Below are 18,816 nucleotides of genomic sequence, written 5' to 3' on the forward strand. Positions count from 1 at the left end.
GGTCGGGATCAGTCGTCCAGCTTTTCCAGGAACGCCTTGGCATCCAGGGCGGCCATGCAGCCGGTGCCCGCCGAGGTGATGGCCTGGCGATAGACGTGGTCCATGACGTCGCCGGCGGCGAACACGCCGTCGACCGAGGTCGCGGTGGCATTGCCGTTGGTGCCGCTCTTGACGCTGATGTAGCCGCCGGGCATGTCGAGCTGGCCCTCGAAGATGCCGGTGTTGGGCGAGTGGCCGATGGCGATGAACACGCCAGAGAGCTCGAGATCGGTGGTCTCGCCGTCGTTATCCTTGATGCGCAGGCCGTTGACGCCCATCTGGTCGCCGAGCACCTCGTCGACCTCGTGGTTCCAGTGGATCTCGACGTTGCCGTCCTCGGCCTTCTTCATCAGGCGGTCGATCAGGATGTCCTCGGCGCGGAAGCGGTCGCGACGGTGCACCACATGCACCTTGGCCGCGATGTTGGAAAGGTACAGCGCTTCCTCGACCGCGGTGTTGCCGCCGCCGACCACGGCGACCGTCTGGTTCTTGTAGAAGAAGCCGTCGCAGGTCGCGCAGGCCGACACGCCCTTGCCGCGGAAGGCCTGCTCGGACTCGATGCCGAGATAGCGGGCCGAGGCGCCGGTGGCGATGATCAGGGCATCGCAGGTGTAGGTGCCCTGGTCACCGGTGAGCGTGAACGGGCGCTCGTCGAGCTTGGTGGTGTGGATGTGATCGAAGATGATCTCGGTGTCGAATTTCTCGGCGTGCGCCTTCATGCGATCCATCAGCGCCGGCCCGGTCAGGTCGTCCGGGTCACCCGGCCAGTTCTCCACCTCGGTGGTGGTGGTCAGCTGACCGCCCATCTCCATGCCGGTGATAAGGACCGGGTCGAGGTTGGCCCGTGCGGCGTAGACCGCGGCGCTGTAGCCGGCGGGGCCGGAGCCGAGGATGAGCAGTTTGCTGTGGCGGGTGTTGCTGTCGGCCATGGTGAAGGAGCACTCCTGTGATTATTCGGTGTAAGGGTCACCGGCGTGACGGCGACCGCCGGATCGGCGTGAAAGCATCCGGTCCGGCAACGTGTGACTGGTTTGCCTAGAATGACCCGGGATTGACCCGGTCTCGGGTTCGGCGACGCGTGTTGGTGCGTCGGCCGAGCACGTCCAGACTGTAGGATACTCGTCGAAAAATGTTGAGGCCATCGAATGAATTACCAAGGTGAACCGGACTACAAGCACGGCAGTGCGGAAGGACTGGGGGTACTGCTGCTGAATCTCGGTACGCCGGACGCGCCGGAGGCGCCGGCGCTGCGTCGTTACCTCAAGCAGTTTCTCTCCGATCCGCGCGTGATCGAGCTGCCGAAGTGGAAGTGGTGGCCGATCCTGCACGGCATCGTGCTGCGCACCCGCCCGGCGAAATCCGCCGAGGCCTACCGCTCGGTCTGGGATCACCACGGCGAGGGCTCGCCGCTGCTGACCATCGCACGAGCGCAGCAGAAGGGCCTGCAGGAGCGGTTGAGCGAGCAGATGGCCGGCCCGGTGACCGTGGCACTCGGCATGCGCTACGGCAACCCGTCGGTGCCCTCGGCCCTGCACGAACTGCGCGAGGCCGGCTGCCGGCGCGTGGTCGTGTTGCCGCTTTACCCGCAGTACGCTGGGGCGACCACCGCCTCGACGCTGGACGCGGTCTTCGACGAATTCATGCACTGGCGCTGGGTGCCCGAGCTGCGCACCATCAACCAGTATCACCGTGACCCGGGCTACCTCGATGCCCTGGCGGCGAGCATCCAGGAGCATTTCGACGAGCACGGCAAGCCCGACAAGCTGATCATGAGCTACCACGGCGAGCCCAAGCGCTACCTGCTCAACGGCGACCCGTACCACTGCCACTGCTACGTCACCTCGCGGCTGGTCGCCGAACGCCTGGGTCTGTCCGAGGACGACTACATGGTGACCTTCCAGTCGCGCTTCGGTCCCGAGGAATGGCTCAAGCCCTACACCGACGAGACCTTGAAGGCCCTGCCCGGCCAAGGCGTCAAGCACATCGCCGTGATCTGCCCGGGTTTTTCGGCCGACTGCCTCGAGACCATCGAGGAGATCGGCGACGAGAACCGCGAGTACTTCGAGGAGGCTGGCGGCGAGACCTATCACTACATCCCGGCGCTCAACGACCGGGGGGATCACCTCGATGCGCTGGCCCGCCTGGTCCGTCAGCACACCCAGGGTTGGGTCGAGCACAGCGAGTTCGATGCCGTCGAGGACCAGCGCGAGCGCGACCGGGTGCGCGAGAACGCCCTGAAGATCGGGGCGAAACAGTAGAGCGCGTCCGGGATGAACGAGGGTCTTGGCAACGGAGCGCTTGCCGGCATCGGCGTGGTGGTGATCGGCGACGAGATACTTTCCGGTCGCCGGCAGGACCGGCATCTCGCGGCGGTCACCGAGCGCCTTGCGGCCCGCGGGCTGGTGGTCGACTGGGCGCAGTTCCTGCCTGATCGCGAGATCACCATCATCGATCTGCTGCGTCGCAGCCGGGCCGACGGCGCGACGGTGTTCTGCTTCGGCGGCATCGGCGCGACGCCCGACGATCTCACTCGGGCCTGTGCCGCCAAGGCCTTCGGGCGATCTTTGGTGCGCCACCCCGAGGCCGCCGCACTGATCGAGTCGCAGTTCGGCGAGGGCGCCCACCCCAAGCGCATCCTGATGGCCGACCTGCCGGAGGGCGCGGAACTGGTACCCAACCCGTTCAACCGCGTGCCGGGCTTTGCCATTGAACGGCATTTCTTCCTGCCCGGCTTCCCCGAGATGGCGCACGCGATGCTCGATAACATCCTTGCCGGCCCGCTGGCCGGACTCGGGGATGCGGGCTACGTGGAGCGATCGCTTTGGCTGATCGACACCCCGGAGAGCGAGCTGGTCGACCTGATGGAGGCGTTCTGTGCGGCCCACCCGGCCTTGCGGCTGTTCAGCCTGCCGGTGCTCTCGACCGAACGACGGCTGCTGGAACTGGGCTTCAAGGGGGAACGTGCGGAGGTCGAGCGGGCCATGACCGCGCTGGTCGCCGCCTTGCATGAACGCGAGATCACGGTGCATTCGCAGCGCCCCGGGTGAGGCGGATCCGTCCCGCCGGGGGGATTGAACTTGAACTTCATGCGGCCAGCCCTATCTCATCGATCTGGCCCCTTCTCGTTTGGTCCCTTTAGCCTTGATCCGGGGCTTGGCTGTTACCTTTCGCATGATTCCGAACCGGAATAGGAGTTGGTCGATGATGGCATTCGTGACAACCCGCCGAGCCACCGCGCTTCTTGCGGTCGCATTCGCCGCGACGATGTTGCTGTTGGGGGCGCCTGCCCAGGCGCAGTACCCGGATTTCGCCAAGCTGGCGAAGGACAACGCCCCGGCGGTGGTCAACATCAACACCGTCACCAAGGGGCAGCAGTCGAGCCAATCGGGGCAACTGCCGCAGATGCCGAACCTCCCGCCGGGCCCGATGGGCGACATGCTGCGCGATTTCTTCGAGCAGATGCCGCAGCAGCCGATGCCGCGCTCGCGTCCGGCCCAGTCGCTGGGGTCGGGTTTCATCATCAGTGACGATGGCTACGTCATCACCAACGCCCACGTGGTCCGTGGAGCGGACGAAATCAGTGTTCGCCTGAACAATCAGAAGGAGTACCCCGCCGAGCTGATAGGCGAGGATCGCCGTACCGACATTGCCCTGCTGAAGATCGATGCCGAGGACCTGCCCGCCGTGACCATCGGCGACTCCGACGAGGTCGACGTGGGCGAATGGGTGCTGGCCATCGGCGCGCCGTTCGGGCTGGATCATTCGGCCACCCACGGCATCGTCTCGGCCATCGGCCGTGACCTGCCCAACGAGACCTACGTGCCCTTCATCCAGACGGATGCACCGGTCAACCCGGGCAACTCCGGCGGCCCGCTGATCAACGCCGATGGCGAGGTGATCGGCGTCAATTCGCAGATCTACACCAACTCCGGCGGCTACATGGGCATCTCGTTCGCGATCCCGGTGAACGTGGCCATGAACGTCGCCGAGCAGCTCAAGGACACCGGCGAGGTGCGGCGCGGCTACCTCGGCGTGATCATCCAGCCGGTCACCGACGAACTGGCCCGCTCGTTCGGTCTGGACGACACGCAGGGGGCCTTGGTTGCCCAGGTTCAGCCGGATACCCCGGCGGCCGAGGCGGGGCTCGAGTCCGGTGACATCATCACCGAGTTCAACGGCAAGCCGGTCCGGCGTTCCGGCCAGCTGCCGCGGCTGGTGGGCGCCGCCCCGGTGGGCGAGCCGGCCGAGGTGACCGTGATCCGTGATGGCGAGGAAATGCAGTTCGAGGTCGTGCTTTCCGAGCTGGATGCCTCGGCGGCCGCTGGTGGCGGCGCCCTGTCGTCGTACGGGCTGTCCGTCGCGCCGCTTGAGAAGGGCGATCGTGGCAGCCTCGGCGTGCGCTACGGCATCGAGATCGAATCCGTTGCCGGAGATTCGCCGTTTGCCGGGGCGTTCGAGCCAGGGGACGTGTTGCTGGAGGTCAATCGTCGCCCGATGCGCGGCGAGCAGGATCTTGTCGAGGCGCTGTCCTCGGCACCGGAAAACCGCCCGGTTGCCATTCGCCTCTTGCGCCGCGGTCAACCGCTGTTCCTGGCGGTCGACCTCGACTAGAACCCGTGGTTCGGCCGGAGGAACTTTTAACCGGCTAACCACTCTCATTGAATGGCTCCTCATGGAAGAACCGCTGCCCCGACCCGATGGTCGGGGTTTTTTTTGCACTTTTGTTCTCGGCGGCTGCTCGGATGGCCGATTTGATTCGAATTTACCTTGCTAGAATCCATCCATTTGGACGAACACATGCGGGTAATCAGTTTCAACGCCAACGGCATCCGCGCCGCGGCGCGCAAGGGGTTCTTCGACTGGCTGGCCACGGCGGATGCCGATCTCGTTTGCATCCAGGAGACCAAGGCCCAGGCCTGGCAGCTGGAGAAGGACCCGGCCTTCTGGCCCGAGGGCTACCACTGCCGCTACGTCGACGCCGAGCGCAAGGGCTACAGCGGGGTCGCCATCTACAGCCGGATCCAGCCGGAGGCCGTGACCACCGAAATGGGGCTGGCGGAGTTCGACGCCGAGGGCCGCTACTGTGCGTTCGACCTGGGCGATCTCACCGTCGCCTCGCTCTACCTGCCCTCGGGGTCGGCCGGGGATCATCGCCAGGCCTCCAAGGATCGCTTCCTGGAGGCCTTCCTGCCCATGCTGCAGCGGGTCCGTGACGAGGAACGTTCGCTGATCCTCTGCGGTGACTGGAATATTGCCCACCGCGAGATCGACCTGAAGAACTGGCGCGCGAATCGCAACAAGTCCGGATTCCTGCCCTACGAGCGCGCCTGGCTCGATCGCGTGTTCGACGACCTGGGCTTCGTGGATGCCCACCGAACCCTCAAGCCGGACGTCGCGGAGTACACCTGGTGGTCGAATCGGGCGAATGCCTGGAACAACAACGTCGGCTGGCGGATCGACTACCAGATCGTCACCCCGGATCTGAGCGAGCGGCTGGCCGACGTGCAGGTCTATCGCGAGGAGAAGTTCTCCGACCACGCCCCGCTGATCATCGACTATCGCTGAGCCAAGGGAAACTCCGCACGATTCGATAGTGCCTCTGCGGGACCGCCAAGGGCCCAGTTGCAAGGCTCAGTCCGCCGTGAATGGCGGGGCCTTTAGAAGGGCTGCAACACCGCAAGTGGGCCCTTGGCGGCCCGCCCGTGCGGGGCTTGCGGGTTTGCCCGCACTCGGCGTTGCCGTCCCTCGCCGGGCAATGAGCCCGCCTTCGGCTCGGCGCCTTGATTGCGAACAAACCCGCCAGCCAGAGACACCATCGAATCGTGCGGAGTTTCCCTGGGGAACCCTGCGGTGCGCGTCGCATCTGACTTATACTTTTCCCATCACTCGTCAATTCGTGCGGAGGTTCCACATGAAACACTGGATGACCCTGGTGCTGGCCGTGGTCGGCCTGGCCTTTCTGTCCGGCTGCGCCAGCAGCCTCTCGAGTGGTGCCTACTCGCGCGATTCGGCACGCCAGATGCAGACCGTCTACTACGGCACGGTCCAGAACATCCGCACGGTACAGATCGAGGGCACCAAGACCCCGATCGGCACCGGCGCGGGCGCGATTACCGGCGGCATCCTGGGCAACCAGGTCGGTGGCGGCACGGGTCGCGCGCTGGCGACCGTCGGCGGCGCGCTGCTGGGCGGCGTGGCCGGTTCGGCTGCCGAGGAAGGCATCACCCGACAGGCGGGTTACGAGATCACCGTCCGACTCGACAACGGTCGGACCGTCAGCATCGTGCAGGCCACCGATGTATCCTTCCAGCCCGGCGAGCGCGTGCGGGTGATCGAGGCGCGTGACGGCACCACCCGCGTGACACGCTGAGCCAGGGAGCCTCTGCACGAATGCCATACCGCTCTGCGCGTCTTGAGCCGGGCAGATGCAAGGCGTTCGTCCGCTGCGGAAGGGTCCGTTCCCTTTCCAAGGACGACAACACAGCAGATGCCCGGCTCAAGACGCGCCCTGCGGGGCCTGACGAGCCGCTCGTGCTCGGTGTTGCGTCGTCTTGACGTGACCACCGGCACGCCGGCGACGACGCGCCTTGATCACGAACGGCTCGACAGGCCAGAGTGGCATGGCATTCGTGCAGAGGTTCCCTAGAGGAACGTAAACCAGACGGAGAGACGATGACGGCAACGCCGCGTGGACAGCTATTCGTGATTTCGGCGCCCTCCGGGGCGGGCAAGACCAGCCTGATCAAGGCGCTGCGTGAACGTCGGCCGGAGCTGGCGTTGTCGGTCTCGCACACCACCCGCCCGCGGCGGGACGGCGAGATCAACGGCGAGCACTACCACTTCGTCGATATCTCGCAGTTCGAGGTGATGTTGGCCCAGGAGGCCTTCGTCGAGCATGCCAAGGTGTTCGACAACTACTACGGCACCAGCAAGGCGGCGATCAGCGAGGAGCTCGAGCGTGGCCGCGACCTGATCCTCGAGATCGACTGGCAGGGCGCGGCGCAGGTGAAGAAGCTGTTTCCCGAGGCGATCTTCATTTTCATTCTCCCGCCCAGCAGCGCCGAACTCGAAAGCCGCCTGCGCAATCGCGCCTCGGACGACGACGAGGTGATCGCGCGGCGTTTGGCGGAAGCCCGCCGCGAGATGAGCGAGTGCCACTGGTACGACTATCTCGTGATCAACGATAACTTCGAGCAGGCGCTGGATGAGCTCGACGCGCTGTTCACCGCCGCCCGGCTTGAGACCGATCGACAGCGCGAACGGCAGCCCGAGCTGATCGCCGATTTGCTGGGCGAGGCCGACTGACCGTAAACTAGTGGCCAGAAACGTCTTTTCGGTCGAAAAGACACCCAACCGCGATACGGCCCGGTCGTCCCCTGACGGCCGGGCCGTCCAACCTGTATACCGAGGCTAAGACACCAATGGCACGCGTAACCGTAGAAGATTGCCTGGAAAAGATCCCCAACCGCTTCGAGCTGGTACTGACCGCGGCCAAGCGCGCCCGCCAGATCGAGCACGGCGCCGAGCCGCTGGTGCCGATGGGCAAGGAAAAGCCGGTGGTGATCGCCCTGCGCGAGCTGGGTGAGGGCAAGATCGATCGCGCACGGATCGACGAGATCGAGAAGCAGATCACGCTGTCTCGCTCCGAGATCACCGAGCAGGAGATCCGCGCCGAGCTGGCCCAGTTTGCCGACGAAAGCGCCGAACCGGCCCGCCCGGCCACGCCGGCCACCAGCGACGAGGCCTGAGCCCAAGGGCCGGGTCGGGGCACCGATGGAGAGCGGGCAGACAGGGACACCGGTCGTCGCCGCGACGGCCGAGTCGCACCTGACCGACGTCTTCTTCGCCCCGCTGGCCCAGCACCTCGCCGAGTATCTCGACCAGGCGGACATTGCCCGGATTCGCACCGCGTTCGAATTCGGTGCCCAGGCGCACGCCGGTCAGACCCGCAAGAGCGGCGAACCCTACATCAGTCACCCGATCGCGGTGGCGCACATCCTCGCGGACCTGCGCATGGACGAGGCCACCCTGGTCGCGGCCATCCTGCATGACGTCGTCGAGGACACCGACATCGTCCACGACGAAATCGTCGCCGAGTTCGGCGAGGAAGTCGCCCACCTGGTCGATGGCGTCTCCAAGCTCGCCCAGATCCGCTTCAAGTCGAAGGCCGAGGCGCAGGCGGCGAACTTCCGCAAGATGATGATGGCGATGGTTGAGGATGTGCGCGTCATCCTGATCAAGCTCGCCGACCGCCTGCACAACATGCGCACGCTCGGCGTGATGCGCCCGGACAAGCGCCGGCGGATCGCGCGCGAGACGCTCGACATCTACACGCCGATCGCCAACCGGCTGGGCCTCAACGCCATCCGGCACGAGCTCGAGGATCTCGGTTTCGCCTCGCTCCACCCGTTGCGCCACCGCATCCTGAGCGAGGCGGTGCGCCGCGCGCGCGGTAACCGCAAGGAGATCGTCGCCGGCATCCAGGAGCGTTTCGAGCAGCGTTTTTCCCACGAGGGCCTGACCGCCGACAGCCTGGCGCGCGAGAAGCGCCCCTATTCCATCTACCGCAAGATGCAGTCCAAGCACCTGTCCTTCAAGGAGGTGTTCGACGTCTTCGCGGTGCGCGTACTGGTGGACTCGGTCGATGACTGCTACCGGGCGCTGGGCATCGTCCACAACCTCTACAAGCCGCTGCCGGGGCGCTTCAAGGATTACATTGCCATCCCGAAGGCCAACGGCTACCAGTCGCTGCACACCATCCTGTTCGGCCCGCACGGCATCCCGCTGGAGGTGCAGATTCGCACCCACGAGATGCACCAGTTCGCCGAGTCCGGCATCGCCGCCCACTGGCTCTACAAGACCCAGGGCGACCGCGGTTCGGTGACCCAGACCCGGGCACGCGAATGGTTGCGTGACCTGCTGGAGATCCAGCAGAAGGCCGGCAACCCGCAGGAATTCCTCGAGTCGGTCAAGGTCGACCTGTTCCCCGACGAGGTCTACGTCTTCACGCCGATGGGCGAGATCATCGAACTGCCACGTCGTGCCACCGCGGTGGACTTCGCCTACGCGATCCACACCGACGTGGGTAATACCTGCGTGGCCTGCAAGATCGATCGGCGTTTCGCGCCACTGTCGACCCCGCTCGAGTCCGGTCAGACCGTCGAGGTGATCACCGCCCCGGGCGCGGTGCCCAATCCCAGCTGGCTGTCGTTCGTGGTCACCGCTCGGGCACGGGCCAACATTCGCGCCTACCTCAAGCACCTGCAGGATGCCGAGGCCATCCGCCTGGGCCATCGTCTGCTGGCAAAGGCGATGACGGCCGAGGGCTGCGACATCGAGGAGCTCGACGAGACGCGCATCGACAAGATCCTGCGCGAGTACCACCAGGAGAGCTTCAACGACCTCTTGCGCGAAATCGGTCTGGGTAATCGCATGGCCCCACTGGTCGTCCGCCTGCTCAAGGCCGAAGCCGGCAAGCTCGACCCCGACGAGATCCTGCGTGACGGTAGCGCCAAGCAGGCGCCGGTGATCATCAGCGGTACCGAGGGATTGGTGGTCAGCTTCGCCGGCTGTTGTCACCCGGTGCCCGGCGATTCGGTGGTCGGCTTTCTGTCGACCGGCCGCGGGATCGTCGTCCATCGCCAGGGCTGCCCCAATGCCAGCGATGCCGGCGAACACCCCGAGCGGTGGCTCGCCGTCGACTGGGAGGCGCAGCCCACCGGCGAATACCAGTCGCAGATCAGCATCCAGGCCAACAACGTCCGTGGCGGCCTGGCGCGCATCGCCGCCGCGGTGTCGGATGCCGGCTCCGACATCGACGACGTGCGCTTCGACGATCGCGACGTGAACCTCACCATCATCGACATCACCGTGCGCGTCACCGACCGGATCCACCTGGCCCGCGTGATGCGCTCGATCAAGCAATTGCGTGACGTGGTGCGCGTCTCGCGCCACTGACCTTTCACGGAGAGACCATGAGCCGACGCGAAATCATCCACAGCAACGACGCCCCGGCCGCCATCGGCCCCTATTCCCAGGCCGTGCGCGCCGGCGACACCGTTTACCTGTCCGGGCAGATCGCGCTCGATCCGGCGACCATGACGCTGGTCGAGGGTGGCATCGAGGCGCAGACCCGACGCGTCTTCGACAACCTCACCGCTGTCTGCCGCGCCGCCGGTGGCGAACTGGCCGACGTGGTCAAGCTGCAGATCTACCTGCCGGATCTGTCGCACTTCGAGACCGTCAACGCGATCATGAAGGAATATCTCGCCGAGCCGTTCCCGGCCCGCGCTGCCCTCGGCGTGCGCGCCCTGCCCAAGGGCGCCGAGGTGGAGATCGACGGGGTGATGGTCCTGCCGGACTGATCGCCCCGTTTCCGGTAGCCCGGCCGAGAAAAGGCCCGGTTGGCATCCGCCACCGGGCCTTTCGCTTGTCGTCTTCTCCAATCGGGTTCGCCCACCCGGGCGAATACCTCGATCAGTCGAAGTTGTAGACCAGATTGACCGAGGTATAGGTATCCGTGTTCTCGGTACCGGCCGGCACGTCGGTGTTGTGCTGGACGGTATAGGCAAGTTTCATTGCCAGCGTCTCGGTCAGGGAGGTCGACAGCCCGGTAACCGATTCGATCTCGGTGTTGTCCTCTCCGGCGAGCACCGTCACGTCCTGGTTGAATTCGGCGAAATCGGAAAGGCGGTACTCGAAACTGCTGGCGACACGCGCGATGGGGTTGGTCTCGCGCACGCCGTCCTCGGTTTCAGAGACCCGGAGACCCGGACCGATCTCGGCGTCCCAGTAGCCGCGTTCCGAGACCCAGAGCTTACGGCCGTAACCGGCGGCGACACTGGACTGGTATTTGTAGCCCGAGAACTCGTCGTGGGTGCCGCGCACCACGCCGAACAGGTAGTCGCGCTCGGTCAGGGCGTAATTGCTCTCGAACTCGCCCAGTGCCCGGTTCGCCGTGTCCTCGCCGTCCTCGCTGGCTTGCATGGCCTCGAGGCGGAGATCGTGGGTCCAGAGGCCGGTAACGTAGCCCACCTCGAACTTGCCATTGACCATGGACGATTCGGTGTTACCGGTGGTCATCGAGGCGCCTAATTCGGCCGAGCCACTCCATCCTTCATCGACTTCGACTTCCTCCTCGCTTTCGTGGGCGAGTGCCGGGCTGATGGCCAATGGGGCTAGGGCCAACGGGGTGGCCAGAAGTAGGTGACGCGTTTTCATGAGGAACTCCTAACTGTTTGGAACGGATGCGATCACGGCGTCAAATTCGTGCTTCAGAAACGAAAATGCCCCAACCGGGGCATGCGCGTAACGACATTTGGCGGGGAGCCTAGTCGGTCGACCCGTGGTTGTAAACAAACCCGACGATCTTTATCGGGATATGATCGAGACGTCTTCAGGCATCCATTCCGTGTAGCAAGTTTTCCCCTGGTTAGTGCCCCCCACCCTGGCAATCCGGTGATACCGGCGCGTCCAGACGCTGCTCCCATTCGGCGGGGCTGTAGGTGTGCAGGGCCAGCGCGTGCAGGCCCTGCTCAAAGGCCGGCTTGAGCGGATCCTGCGCCAGTCGATGGCGGCGGATCAGGGGCAGGCCATCGAATTGCTCGCTGACCACCACCACGCGGAAGTGGCTTTCGACGCGGTCGCCGGCATGCTGCGTCGACTCGTCGGTGATCTCGAGATAACTCGGGTTGAGCGCGTCCCGCAGGGTCTGCTCGATCCATTGTGCGCGTGTGGTCATGGGTTCGGGCCTCTTGGCGGTTAGGGAACCTCTGCACGCTTCGTGCAGAGATTCCTTAGAGCAGCCGCACGCCCAGCAGCGGGCGAATGGCGTCGGCCGGTGTCGGGCGACCGATCAGGTAGCCCTGGAAGGAGTGGCAACCGAGCGCGTCCAGCAGGTCTCGCTGCTCGGTGGTCTCCACCCCTTCGGCGATGATCTCGAGCGACAGGGCGTTGCCCATGGCGATGATCGCCCGGACGATCTCCAGATCGTTGCGGTCGCCGAGGATGTCGCGCACGAAACCCTGGTCGATCTTCAGCCGGTCGAACGAGAATCGCTTCAAATAGCTCAGCGAGGAATAGCCGGTGCCGAAGTCGTCCAGCGCGAGCTTCACGCCGAGCGCGCGCACGGCATCCAACATTGTTGCCGCCTGTTCAGGATCATGGACCAGCGCGGTCTCGGTGAGTTCCAATTCCAGTCGCTCCGGGGGCAGGCCGGATATCTCCAGCGCACGCGCGACGCGCTCGGCAAAACAGGGGGCATGCAGCTGCACGCTGGAGACATTCACCGAGACGGTGATCGCCTCGCCGGTCTCGCGGCCCCACTCGGCGGCCTGGCAGGCCGATTCGGTCATCACCCAGCCGCCGACTTCGACGATCAGCCCCGATTGCTCGAGGAACGGAATGAACTTCTCGGGGCCGCACTGCAGTTGCGGATCGGGGGCGTCCCAGCGCAGCAGGGCCTCCACGCCCGTGACGGCCAGGCCGAGGGCGTCCTGCTGGATCTGGTAGACGATATGGAAGCGGTCGTTCTCCAGGCTGTCGCGCAGGGCGCCCAGCATCTCGGAACGCCAGATCTGCCGTTCCGAGAGCTGTGGGCTGAAGACCGCCACCGGCTCGCGCTCGTTCTTCTTTGCCTCGAACATTGCCGCATCCGCCTGGGTAAGCAGCTGGGCGATATGGCGACTGTGGGCCGGCCAGTAGGCGATGCCGGTACTCGCGGTCAGGATCAGGTTGGTGGTTTCAAGCTCGAAGGAATGGCGCATGAGCTCGCGCAGCGCCCCGCCCAGCACCTCCGGTCCGTCGCTGGATTCGACGTCGCCGGCGAGGATGGCGAACTCGTCACCGGCGAGCCGGGCGACCAGCCAGTCCTGCGTCGCCCCCAGGTCGCGCAGCCGATCGGCCATTTGGCGAATCACCCGATCGCCTTCTTCGTGGCCGTGGCAGTCGTTGATGCTGCGGAAACGGTCGAGATCCAGCACGGCCACGGCTGCGTGGCGGTTCTCGCGGCCCAGTTCGTCGAGGCGGCGCTGGGCCTCGATCTGGAAGAAGCGGCGGTTGTAGAGATGGGTCAGCTCGTCGTGGATGGCCAGGTCTTCGTACTCGGCCTGGGCACGCAACTGGGCGGTGATGTTGCGCGCGATCACGATCATGGCGTGGCGCCGACCGTCGGGGTCGAGGACTGGTTGCTTGATCGTGTCGAAGACCTGCTCCTCGCCTTCCGGCGATTTGATCACCTCGCTCTCGCGATGGAGTTCGCTGGCCTTCCAGGCGCGCTCGTCGGATTGTCGACAGAAATAGAAGGCGTCCCGGAAGGTCGGCTCGGTCAGCTCGGCCAGCGAGTCGTCGTCCCGTCCCCACCAGGGCAGGCCTTCAAGACGGAACAGGTTGAGCGCGGCCTGGTTGGCCAGCAGCCAGCGACCCTGGCCGTCCTTGACCAGGATCACGTCGGGACTGGCGTCGATAAGCAGGCGGACCAGGCGCTCAGTTTCGGCCAGCGCCGATTCGGCGCGCTTCTCGCTGGTCACGTCCTGCAGCAGGTGCAGCTCGCGCGGGATGGCCTCGGGGTCGGGGTGCGAGCCGAGGTGAAGGTGGCGATACACCCGGCGGTCGGCATCCTCGCTGGGTGGATGGCTGACCAGCCGCGGGGAGATGTCTCCCTCGCGGTCGTCGAACATGCCTTCGAGTTTGCTGCTCGCCGGCATCGAGCGGGCCGCCCGGTTGATCAGGTGCAGCCGACCGTCGGCATCACGTCCGACCAGCGGGTCGGGCAATGCCTCGAGCCAATGCGAAATGTCATGTTGGCGATTCATCATCCCTGCGGGTTTCCCGACGAGTGTTCCTGGGGGCGTTCCTGTTCATCTCGCCGGCTTGCACGATCGGCCAGGTAGATCCGGTTGCCGATCCGTTCCAGATCGACGGGTTCGAGCCGTTGCCCCTCGCAGGGACCGGCGGTGCACAGGCCATCGTCGAGACGGAAATAGGCCTGATGCACGTTGCATCGCAGCTGGCGTTCGCCCTCGCGGGTCTCGAGGAAATCGTGCCGTTCCCGCGACAGCGGCGAGCCGTTGTGCGGACAGACGTTCCGCCAGGCGCAGACCCGCTCGCCGTCGCGGGCCACGATCAGCGGTGCTGGCCCGCCCCGGGCTGCCTCGTCGCCACGCGGCCACACGCCCAGGGCATCCACCGGCTCGAGATCATCAAGGCGGCAAAGCAGGTCCGGGTCGGCGGCCGGATCGTTCGGACCCAGCCCGGCCAATCCGGCCTGGCCCAGCTTGCGCTCGGCCAGGCGGACGGCAAATTCCAGCGACTCCAGCGACCCCATTCCGCGCGCGCGGGCATGGATGAACCCGGCGATCAGGGTGTCGCCGGCGGCGATGCTGTCAATAATCGTATCGACCGGTTGCGCCGGAACATGAGCGGGCTCGGCCTCATCGGGTCGGGACAGCCAGGCCCCGCCGCTGCCCCAGCCAAGCACCAGGATCGCCTGCGGCGCCCAGCCGCGAGCCTCGCGCAGGAAGGCTGCGGGCTCGTCGAAGCCGCGACCACCGGCGAAGGCCTTGGAGAAGAAGATGATGTCGGGGAAGGACCAGAGCTGGTCCAGGTCCGGGCGGTCTTTCTCCACTTCCAGCGAGATGGGCTGGTCGGTGACCCGCGCGCGGGACAGGGCCAGCATGGCGGCCGTCTCGTCGCAGGCGCGTGCCTCGAAGTGCAGCCAGTCGTACTCGCTTGGGTCGAGCGCCATGAACGAGCCCAGGTCGAATTCCGGCAGGTCACGCCAGTGCACGATGGTGCGGCTGCCGGTGGCACGATTGACGGTGATGTAGGAGGTGGGCGCGTGACCCTCGACCCGGCGCGCGTGGCGGGTATCGATGCCGTAGCGATCCATCAAATCACTGATGCGTCGCCCGTCGGCATCCTCGGTCAGCACGCCGGCAAACTCGACCGGATGATCGAACTGGCGCAGCACGCGCAGGCTGTTGGCGACATTGCCGCCCAGCTCGACGCGCTGGGAAACGGCGCGCTGCTCGCTGTCCTCGGTTGGGTAGTGATCGAGCTCGTTGATGATGTCCAGCGTGGCAATCCCCACGCCCAGCACGTTCGCCATGAATCGAGTGTGTCCTTTGGTGACGATTCCCGGGAGAGTCTACGTGTCCCGGCCGCGCTTGGGGAGGGTGACGACCTCGACCCACCACTCGTCCACCGTGGCGGTCAGGCGCAGAAAGCCGATCCCACCAAAGGCGCGCTGGCGCCCGGCGGCCCCCGGGTTGAGGACCCAGGGCGTCTCGTCGGTGTCGATCACCCGACGATGGGTGTGGCCGTAGACGATCGCGCGCGCATCGGGATGGCGGCGTCGCAGGCGCTCGTGACGGCTGCGGGCGGGGTTGACGCGGTGACCATGTTCGATCACCAGCAGGCCGCCGGGCAGTTGCAGATGCGCCTGTTCGGGTAGGGTCTCGAGCAGTGCCTCGGTCCCTTCCGGCCACTGGTCGGGGGTGTCGTTGTTGCCGCGCACGACCACCACGTGGCCGCTGGTCGGCGTGAACTGGCGCAGTTCACCGGGATCGAGCAGGTCGCCGGCATGGACAATCACGTCCACGTCGGCCAGCAGCGGCAGCAGGGCGCGCTCGAGCGTGCCGTGCGTGTCGCTGATCAGGCCGACCGTGACCCGGTCGTGGTCACCGAGATCCATCCCGGTCTTGTGAACAGCCACAGGCTTCCTCCCCTGATCCGTGGCGTGGCACCTGACGGACCTGCCGGCGGCGCCAGTAGGCGTGAATGGTGACGGCGGCGAGCACGGCGAGCGAGCCGATGCCCAGCCAGTTCGCTTCCATCGCATGGCCGGCCGCCGCGCTGCTCGGCAGGCTCCAGTCGAACGCTTGCCACAGCAGGTCCAGGCTGATCCCGGCGACCAGCGCGCAGGCAATCACCGTCACGAGATACACCCCGATCAGGCGGGCGCCGAAGTGCTTTCTCAGGATGCCGAGCGTGCCGATGTTGGTCGCCGGGCCGGCGAGCAGGAACACCAGCGCCGCGCCCGGCGACATGCCCGCCACCAGCAGCCCGGCGGCGATCGGCGTCGAGGCGGTCGCGCAGACGTACATCGGGATGCCGATCACGGCCATCAGCAGGTAGCTACCCACCAGTCCCCAGGCATTGTCGAAAAAGCCGTCCGGGATCAGCACCACCGCGGTGGCCGCGATGGCCAGGCCTAGGACCATCCACGGCACGATGTCGATCAGCACCTGGCCGAAGGCATAGGCAAAGCCGCCGGAGAGGCGCTCGCGGGCGCCCGGGCCCGCCGGCACGTCGTCCCCGCAGCAGGCGGTAGCGGTGTCGTTTTCCGGGGCGCAGCAGCTTGCCGTCGAGGCGCTCGCCGGAGTGGTGTCACAGCAGCCGCTGTCCTTCTCCTCGCCACAGCAACCGTCGGCGGTTGTCGTGGCCGAGTCGGCCGGCATGGGTCCGGCCAGTCGGCCGCTGACCACGCCGGTGACGATGGCGCCGATGATCGCCGCGATCGGGCGGGCGATGGCATAGACCGGCCCCAGCATGCCGTAGCTGACACTGATCGAATCCGGCCCGGTCTCCGGCGTGGCGACGAGAAAGGCCATCGACGGGCCGCGGCCGGCGCCGGCGTCCTTCAGTCCCAGCACCGCCGGCACCACCCCGCAGGAACACAGCGGCAGCGGCGCGCCGATGAACGCCGCGCGCACGATCGCGCCGGTCGACTCGCCCGAGAGGTACTTGGCGATTGCCAGCTGGTCGGAGAACGCCTTGATCAGCGCGGCGATTACCAACCCCAGCAGCAGCCAGGGGGCGGCCTCCAGCGTCAGGAACCACAGCTCATCGAACCATTGCGTCATCACGGACCTCCTCGTGGGGCTTGCGGGGTCGTGTCATGCCCCGGCAGGTGACCCCCAAGTGTCGCACAAATGAAACAGCGCCCCGTCGTCCAGACCCGGGCGTTGCGGTTATTCCTCGAGCGCGTCGCGTACGGACCGCCAGGCGCGGCGACTGATCATCAGTGGCTCGTCGAGGTGATGAACGTGGCAACGATGCTGGCCGTCGTGATGGCTCACCGAGTGGATCTGCGCGGCATTGACCAGGCTGTTGCGGTGCAGGCGCAGCAACTGGCCGTCGAAGCGTTCCTCGAGCTCGTTGAGGCTCGGTTCGATCCACGCCTCGCGGCGCCGGCCATCGGCCGGATCGAGCAGGTAGAGGTGGGTCGCCTTGTCCTCGGCCATCGCGGCGACCACGTGCTCGGGCCCCAGGCGCAGTTCCTCGCGGCCGAGGCGCACGGTCAGGGTCGGGCGACGGGACTGGTGGCAGCGATTGGGCCGGGCGGCGCGTTCGATCGCCGCGGTCAGGGCCGCCGGTTCGATCGGCTTGAGGAGGTAACCCGCCGGGGCGGTCTCGCTGGCGGGCAGTGCGCGGTCGGCATGCGCGGTGGTGAAGACGATCGCCGGCGGCAGGTCCGCCTCGCGCAGCCGATGGGCGAGCTGGATGCCGTCCTCGCCGGGCATCTCGATATCGAGAAACACCAGGTCCGGTATCTGGCGCATGGCCACGCACGCCTCGGTGGCGTTGCCGGCCTCGCCGACCACCTCGATGCCACCCAGTCGGCCCAACAGGCGGCGCAGCCGGTCGCGGGCCAGTGGCTCGTCGTCGACGATCAGGGCGCGCATCATCTCGCCACCCCCTCGCTCGCTCGCGGGAGGACCAGCTTGACCCGGAAGCGCCCGTCGACCGGCCCGGCGCGCAGCGAGGCCTCCTCGCCGAACATCAGGGCGAGCCGGTCACGGATGTTCGCCAGCGCCATGCCGTTGCCGTGGTGATCGGGACCGGCGACGCGGTCGTTCTCGATCACCAGACCGATCGCCTGGCGTCCCACCTGGCATTCGATCCGAATCGGGCCGGGCTCGGCCTGGCGTTCGACACTGTGACGCACGGCATTCTCCACCAGCGGCTGGAGGGTGAGCACCGGCAGCTGGGCATCGGGCAGCGGATCGGGCAGTTGCCAGTCGACGTGCAGGCGCTCGCCCAGCCGCCAGCGCTCGATCTCGAGGTAGCGTCGCGCCAGCTCGATTTCCTCGGTCAGCGTGCTGGTCGAGTCGCTGGCCAGCGCGGCGCGGAACACGCGCGAGAGATCCAGCACCGCCTGTTCGGCCGCCTCCGGTCGGTCATGGACCAGCTCGGCGACCGTGTTGAGGCTGTTGAACAGGAAATGCGGCCGGATGCGCGCGTGCAGCGCCGACAAGCGCGCCTCGGCAGCGGCGTTGATCTGGCGGGCATTGCCCAAGTGCAGCGAGAACATCCAGATGCCGATCAACCCCACCAGCAGGGCGATGGCGAGGTTGTGGACAAGGAATTCGCCGGCGGTCTCGTGCGGACGCCAGCCGATCGATTGCAGCGCCCCGAAGGCAGTCACGCTGGTCACGGCGGTGACCGTCAGTAACAGCACCACGATAGTGCCCAATAGCACCGCCAAGGGCGCACGACCCAGCCAGCGCCTGGTGGCGCAGAGCAGCGCCACGGTCACCAGCGCGATCCAGGTCACCAGCCACAGCGTCGTGCCGAATCGCGCCCAGCGTTCCGGCCCCACCCCCGGCACCAGGGTCATCAGCAGCGAGAGTGCCGCGCCCATCGCCAGGGTGATCAGGATCACCCGCGCGGTGCAGAAGGCCGGCAGCGCAGCGGGCAGCAGCGCGCGGTCGCGGGCGGTTTCCGAGGTGGTTGCGTTGGTGGGCTGGGATGGCAAGCGGGCGACTCCTTTCGCGT

General features: G+C 66.5%; 18 protein-coding genes. 9 read left to right on the forward strand and 9 right to left on the reverse strand.

What is annotated here, in order from left to right; genetic code table 11:
• Positions 1-8 precede the first annotated feature (8 nt).
• Positions 9-968: a thioredoxin-disulfide reductase gene (trxB, locus tag VWP12_RS02725; RefSeq protein WP_410474499.1), complete on the reverse strand. Its 960-nt coding sequence runs from the start codon at positions 966-968 to the stop codon at positions 9-11.
• A gap of 216 nt (positions 969-1,184) precedes the next feature.
• On the opposite strand from trxB, the gene hemH reads away from it, so the two are divergent.
• The 9 genes from hemH to VWP12_RS02770 all read left to right on the forward strand — a co-directional run bounded on the left by hemH (position 1,185) and on the right by VWP12_RS02770 (position 10,403).
• Positions 1,185-2,297, forward strand: coding sequence for a ferrochelatase (gene hemH, locus VWP12_RS02730; RefSeq protein ID WP_410474500.1), 1,113 nt, complete (start codon positions 1,185-1,187; stop codon positions 2,295-2,297).
• Between the two features lie 12 nt (positions 2,298-2,309).
• Positions 2,310-3,086: a competence/damage-inducible protein A gene (locus tag VWP12_RS02735; RefSeq protein ID WP_410474501.1), complete on the forward strand. Its 777-nt coding sequence runs from the start codon at positions 2,310-2,312 to the stop codon at positions 3,084-3,086.
• A 154-nt stretch (positions 3,087-3,240) separates the two neighbouring features.
• A complete protein-coding gene (locus VWP12_RS02740) occupies positions 3,241-4,650 on the forward strand; it encodes a DegQ family serine endoprotease (RefSeq protein ID WP_410474502.1) in 1,410 nt (469 codons plus the stop codon).
• 186 nt (positions 4,651-4,836) lie between these two features.
• Positions 4,837-5,604, forward strand: a complete 768-nt coding sequence (locus tag VWP12_RS02745; protein ID WP_410474503.1) for an exodeoxyribonuclease III — start codon at positions 4,837-4,839, stop codon at positions 5,602-5,604.
• 346 nt (positions 5,605-5,950) lie between these two features.
• Positions 5,951-6,409, forward strand: coding sequence for a glycine zipper 2TM domain-containing protein (locus VWP12_RS02750; protein WP_410474504.1), 459 nt, complete (start codon positions 5,951-5,953; stop codon positions 6,407-6,409).
• A 302-nt stretch (positions 6,410-6,711) separates the two neighbouring features.
• Positions 6,712-7,344, forward strand: a complete 633-nt coding sequence (gmk, locus tag VWP12_RS02755; protein WP_410474505.1) for a guanylate kinase — start codon at positions 6,712-6,714, stop codon at positions 7,342-7,344.
• Positions 7,345-7,460: 116 nt separating this feature from the next.
• Positions 7,461-7,787 (forward strand): DNA-directed RNA polymerase subunit omega, encoded by a 327-nt coding sequence (gene rpoZ / locus VWP12_RS02760; protein WP_125199349.1) that lies wholly within the window; start codon positions 7,461-7,463, stop codon positions 7,785-7,787.
• A 25-nt stretch (positions 7,788-7,812) separates the two neighbouring features.
• A complete protein-coding gene (locus tag VWP12_RS02765) occupies positions 7,813-9,996 on the forward strand; it encodes a RelA/SpoT family protein (protein WP_410474506.1) in 2,184 nt (727 codons plus the stop codon).
• A 17-nt stretch (positions 9,997-10,013) separates the two neighbouring features.
• Positions 10,014-10,403, forward strand: coding sequence for a RidA family protein (locus VWP12_RS02770; protein ID WP_410474507.1), 390 nt, complete (start codon positions 10,014-10,016; stop codon positions 10,401-10,403).
• A gap of 112 nt (positions 10,404-10,515) precedes the next feature.
• Here VWP12_RS02770 and VWP12_RS02775 read toward each other — a convergent pair whose 3' ends face one another.
• From VWP12_RS02775 to VWP12_RS02810, 8 genes are all read right to left on the reverse strand, one after another.
• Positions 10,516-11,259 carry a YdiY family protein gene (locus VWP12_RS02775; protein ID WP_410474508.1) on the reverse strand — a complete coding sequence of 248 codons (744 nt, stop codon included), beginning with the start codon at positions 11,257-11,259 and terminating at the stop codon, positions 10,516-10,518.
• Between the two features lie 211 nt (positions 11,260-11,470).
• On the reverse strand, positions 11,471-11,779 hold the full coding sequence (locus tag VWP12_RS02780; RefSeq protein ID WP_410474509.1) for a BolA family protein: 309 nt from the start codon (positions 11,777-11,779) through the stop codon (positions 11,471-11,473).
• Positions 11,780-11,834: 55 nt separating this feature from the next.
• Entirely contained in the window at positions 11,835-13,853 is a 2,019-nt protein-coding gene (locus VWP12_RS02785) for a putative bifunctional diguanylate cyclase/phosphodiesterase (RefSeq protein ID WP_410474510.1), read from the reverse strand.
• On the reverse strand, positions 13,850-15,145 hold the full coding sequence (locus VWP12_RS02790) for a PfkB family carbohydrate kinase (RefSeq protein ID WP_410474511.1): 1,296 nt from the start codon (positions 15,143-15,145) through the stop codon (positions 13,850-13,852). The genes VWP12_RS02785 and VWP12_RS02790 overlap by 4 nt, the downstream gene beginning before the upstream one ends.
• 39 nt (positions 15,146-15,184) lie before the next feature.
• Positions 15,185-15,751, reverse strand: coding sequence for a metallophosphoesterase family protein (locus VWP12_RS02795; RefSeq protein WP_410474512.1), 567 nt, complete (start codon positions 15,749-15,751; stop codon positions 15,185-15,187).
• The gene (locus tag VWP12_RS02800) at positions 15,717-16,901 is read right to left on the reverse strand and encodes an SO_0444 family Cu/Zn efflux transporter (RefSeq protein ID WP_410474513.1); all 1,185 of its coding nucleotides are present in this window, start codon (positions 16,899-16,901) and stop codon (positions 15,717-15,719) included. Before VWP12_RS02800 ends, VWP12_RS02795 begins: the two co-directional genes overlap by 35 nt.
• A gap of 108 nt (positions 16,902-17,009) precedes the next feature.
• Complete coding sequence (locus tag VWP12_RS02805; protein WP_410474514.1) at positions 17,010-17,726, reverse strand: LytR/AlgR family response regulator transcription factor; 717 nt, start codon at positions 17,724-17,726, stop codon at positions 17,010-17,012.
• Positions 17,723-18,796, reverse strand: a complete 1,074-nt coding sequence (locus VWP12_RS02810; protein ID WP_410474515.1) for a sensor histidine kinase — start codon at positions 18,794-18,796, stop codon at positions 17,723-17,725. The genes VWP12_RS02805 and VWP12_RS02810 overlap by 4 nt, the downstream gene beginning before the upstream one ends.
• Positions 18,797-18,816 lie beyond the last annotated feature (20 nt).

The sequence above is a fragment of the Guyparkeria sp. TX1 genome (assembly GCF_046523965.1).
Taxonomy (GTDB): domain Bacteria; phylum Pseudomonadota; class Gammaproteobacteria; order Halothiobacillales; family Halothiobacillaceae; genus Guyparkeria.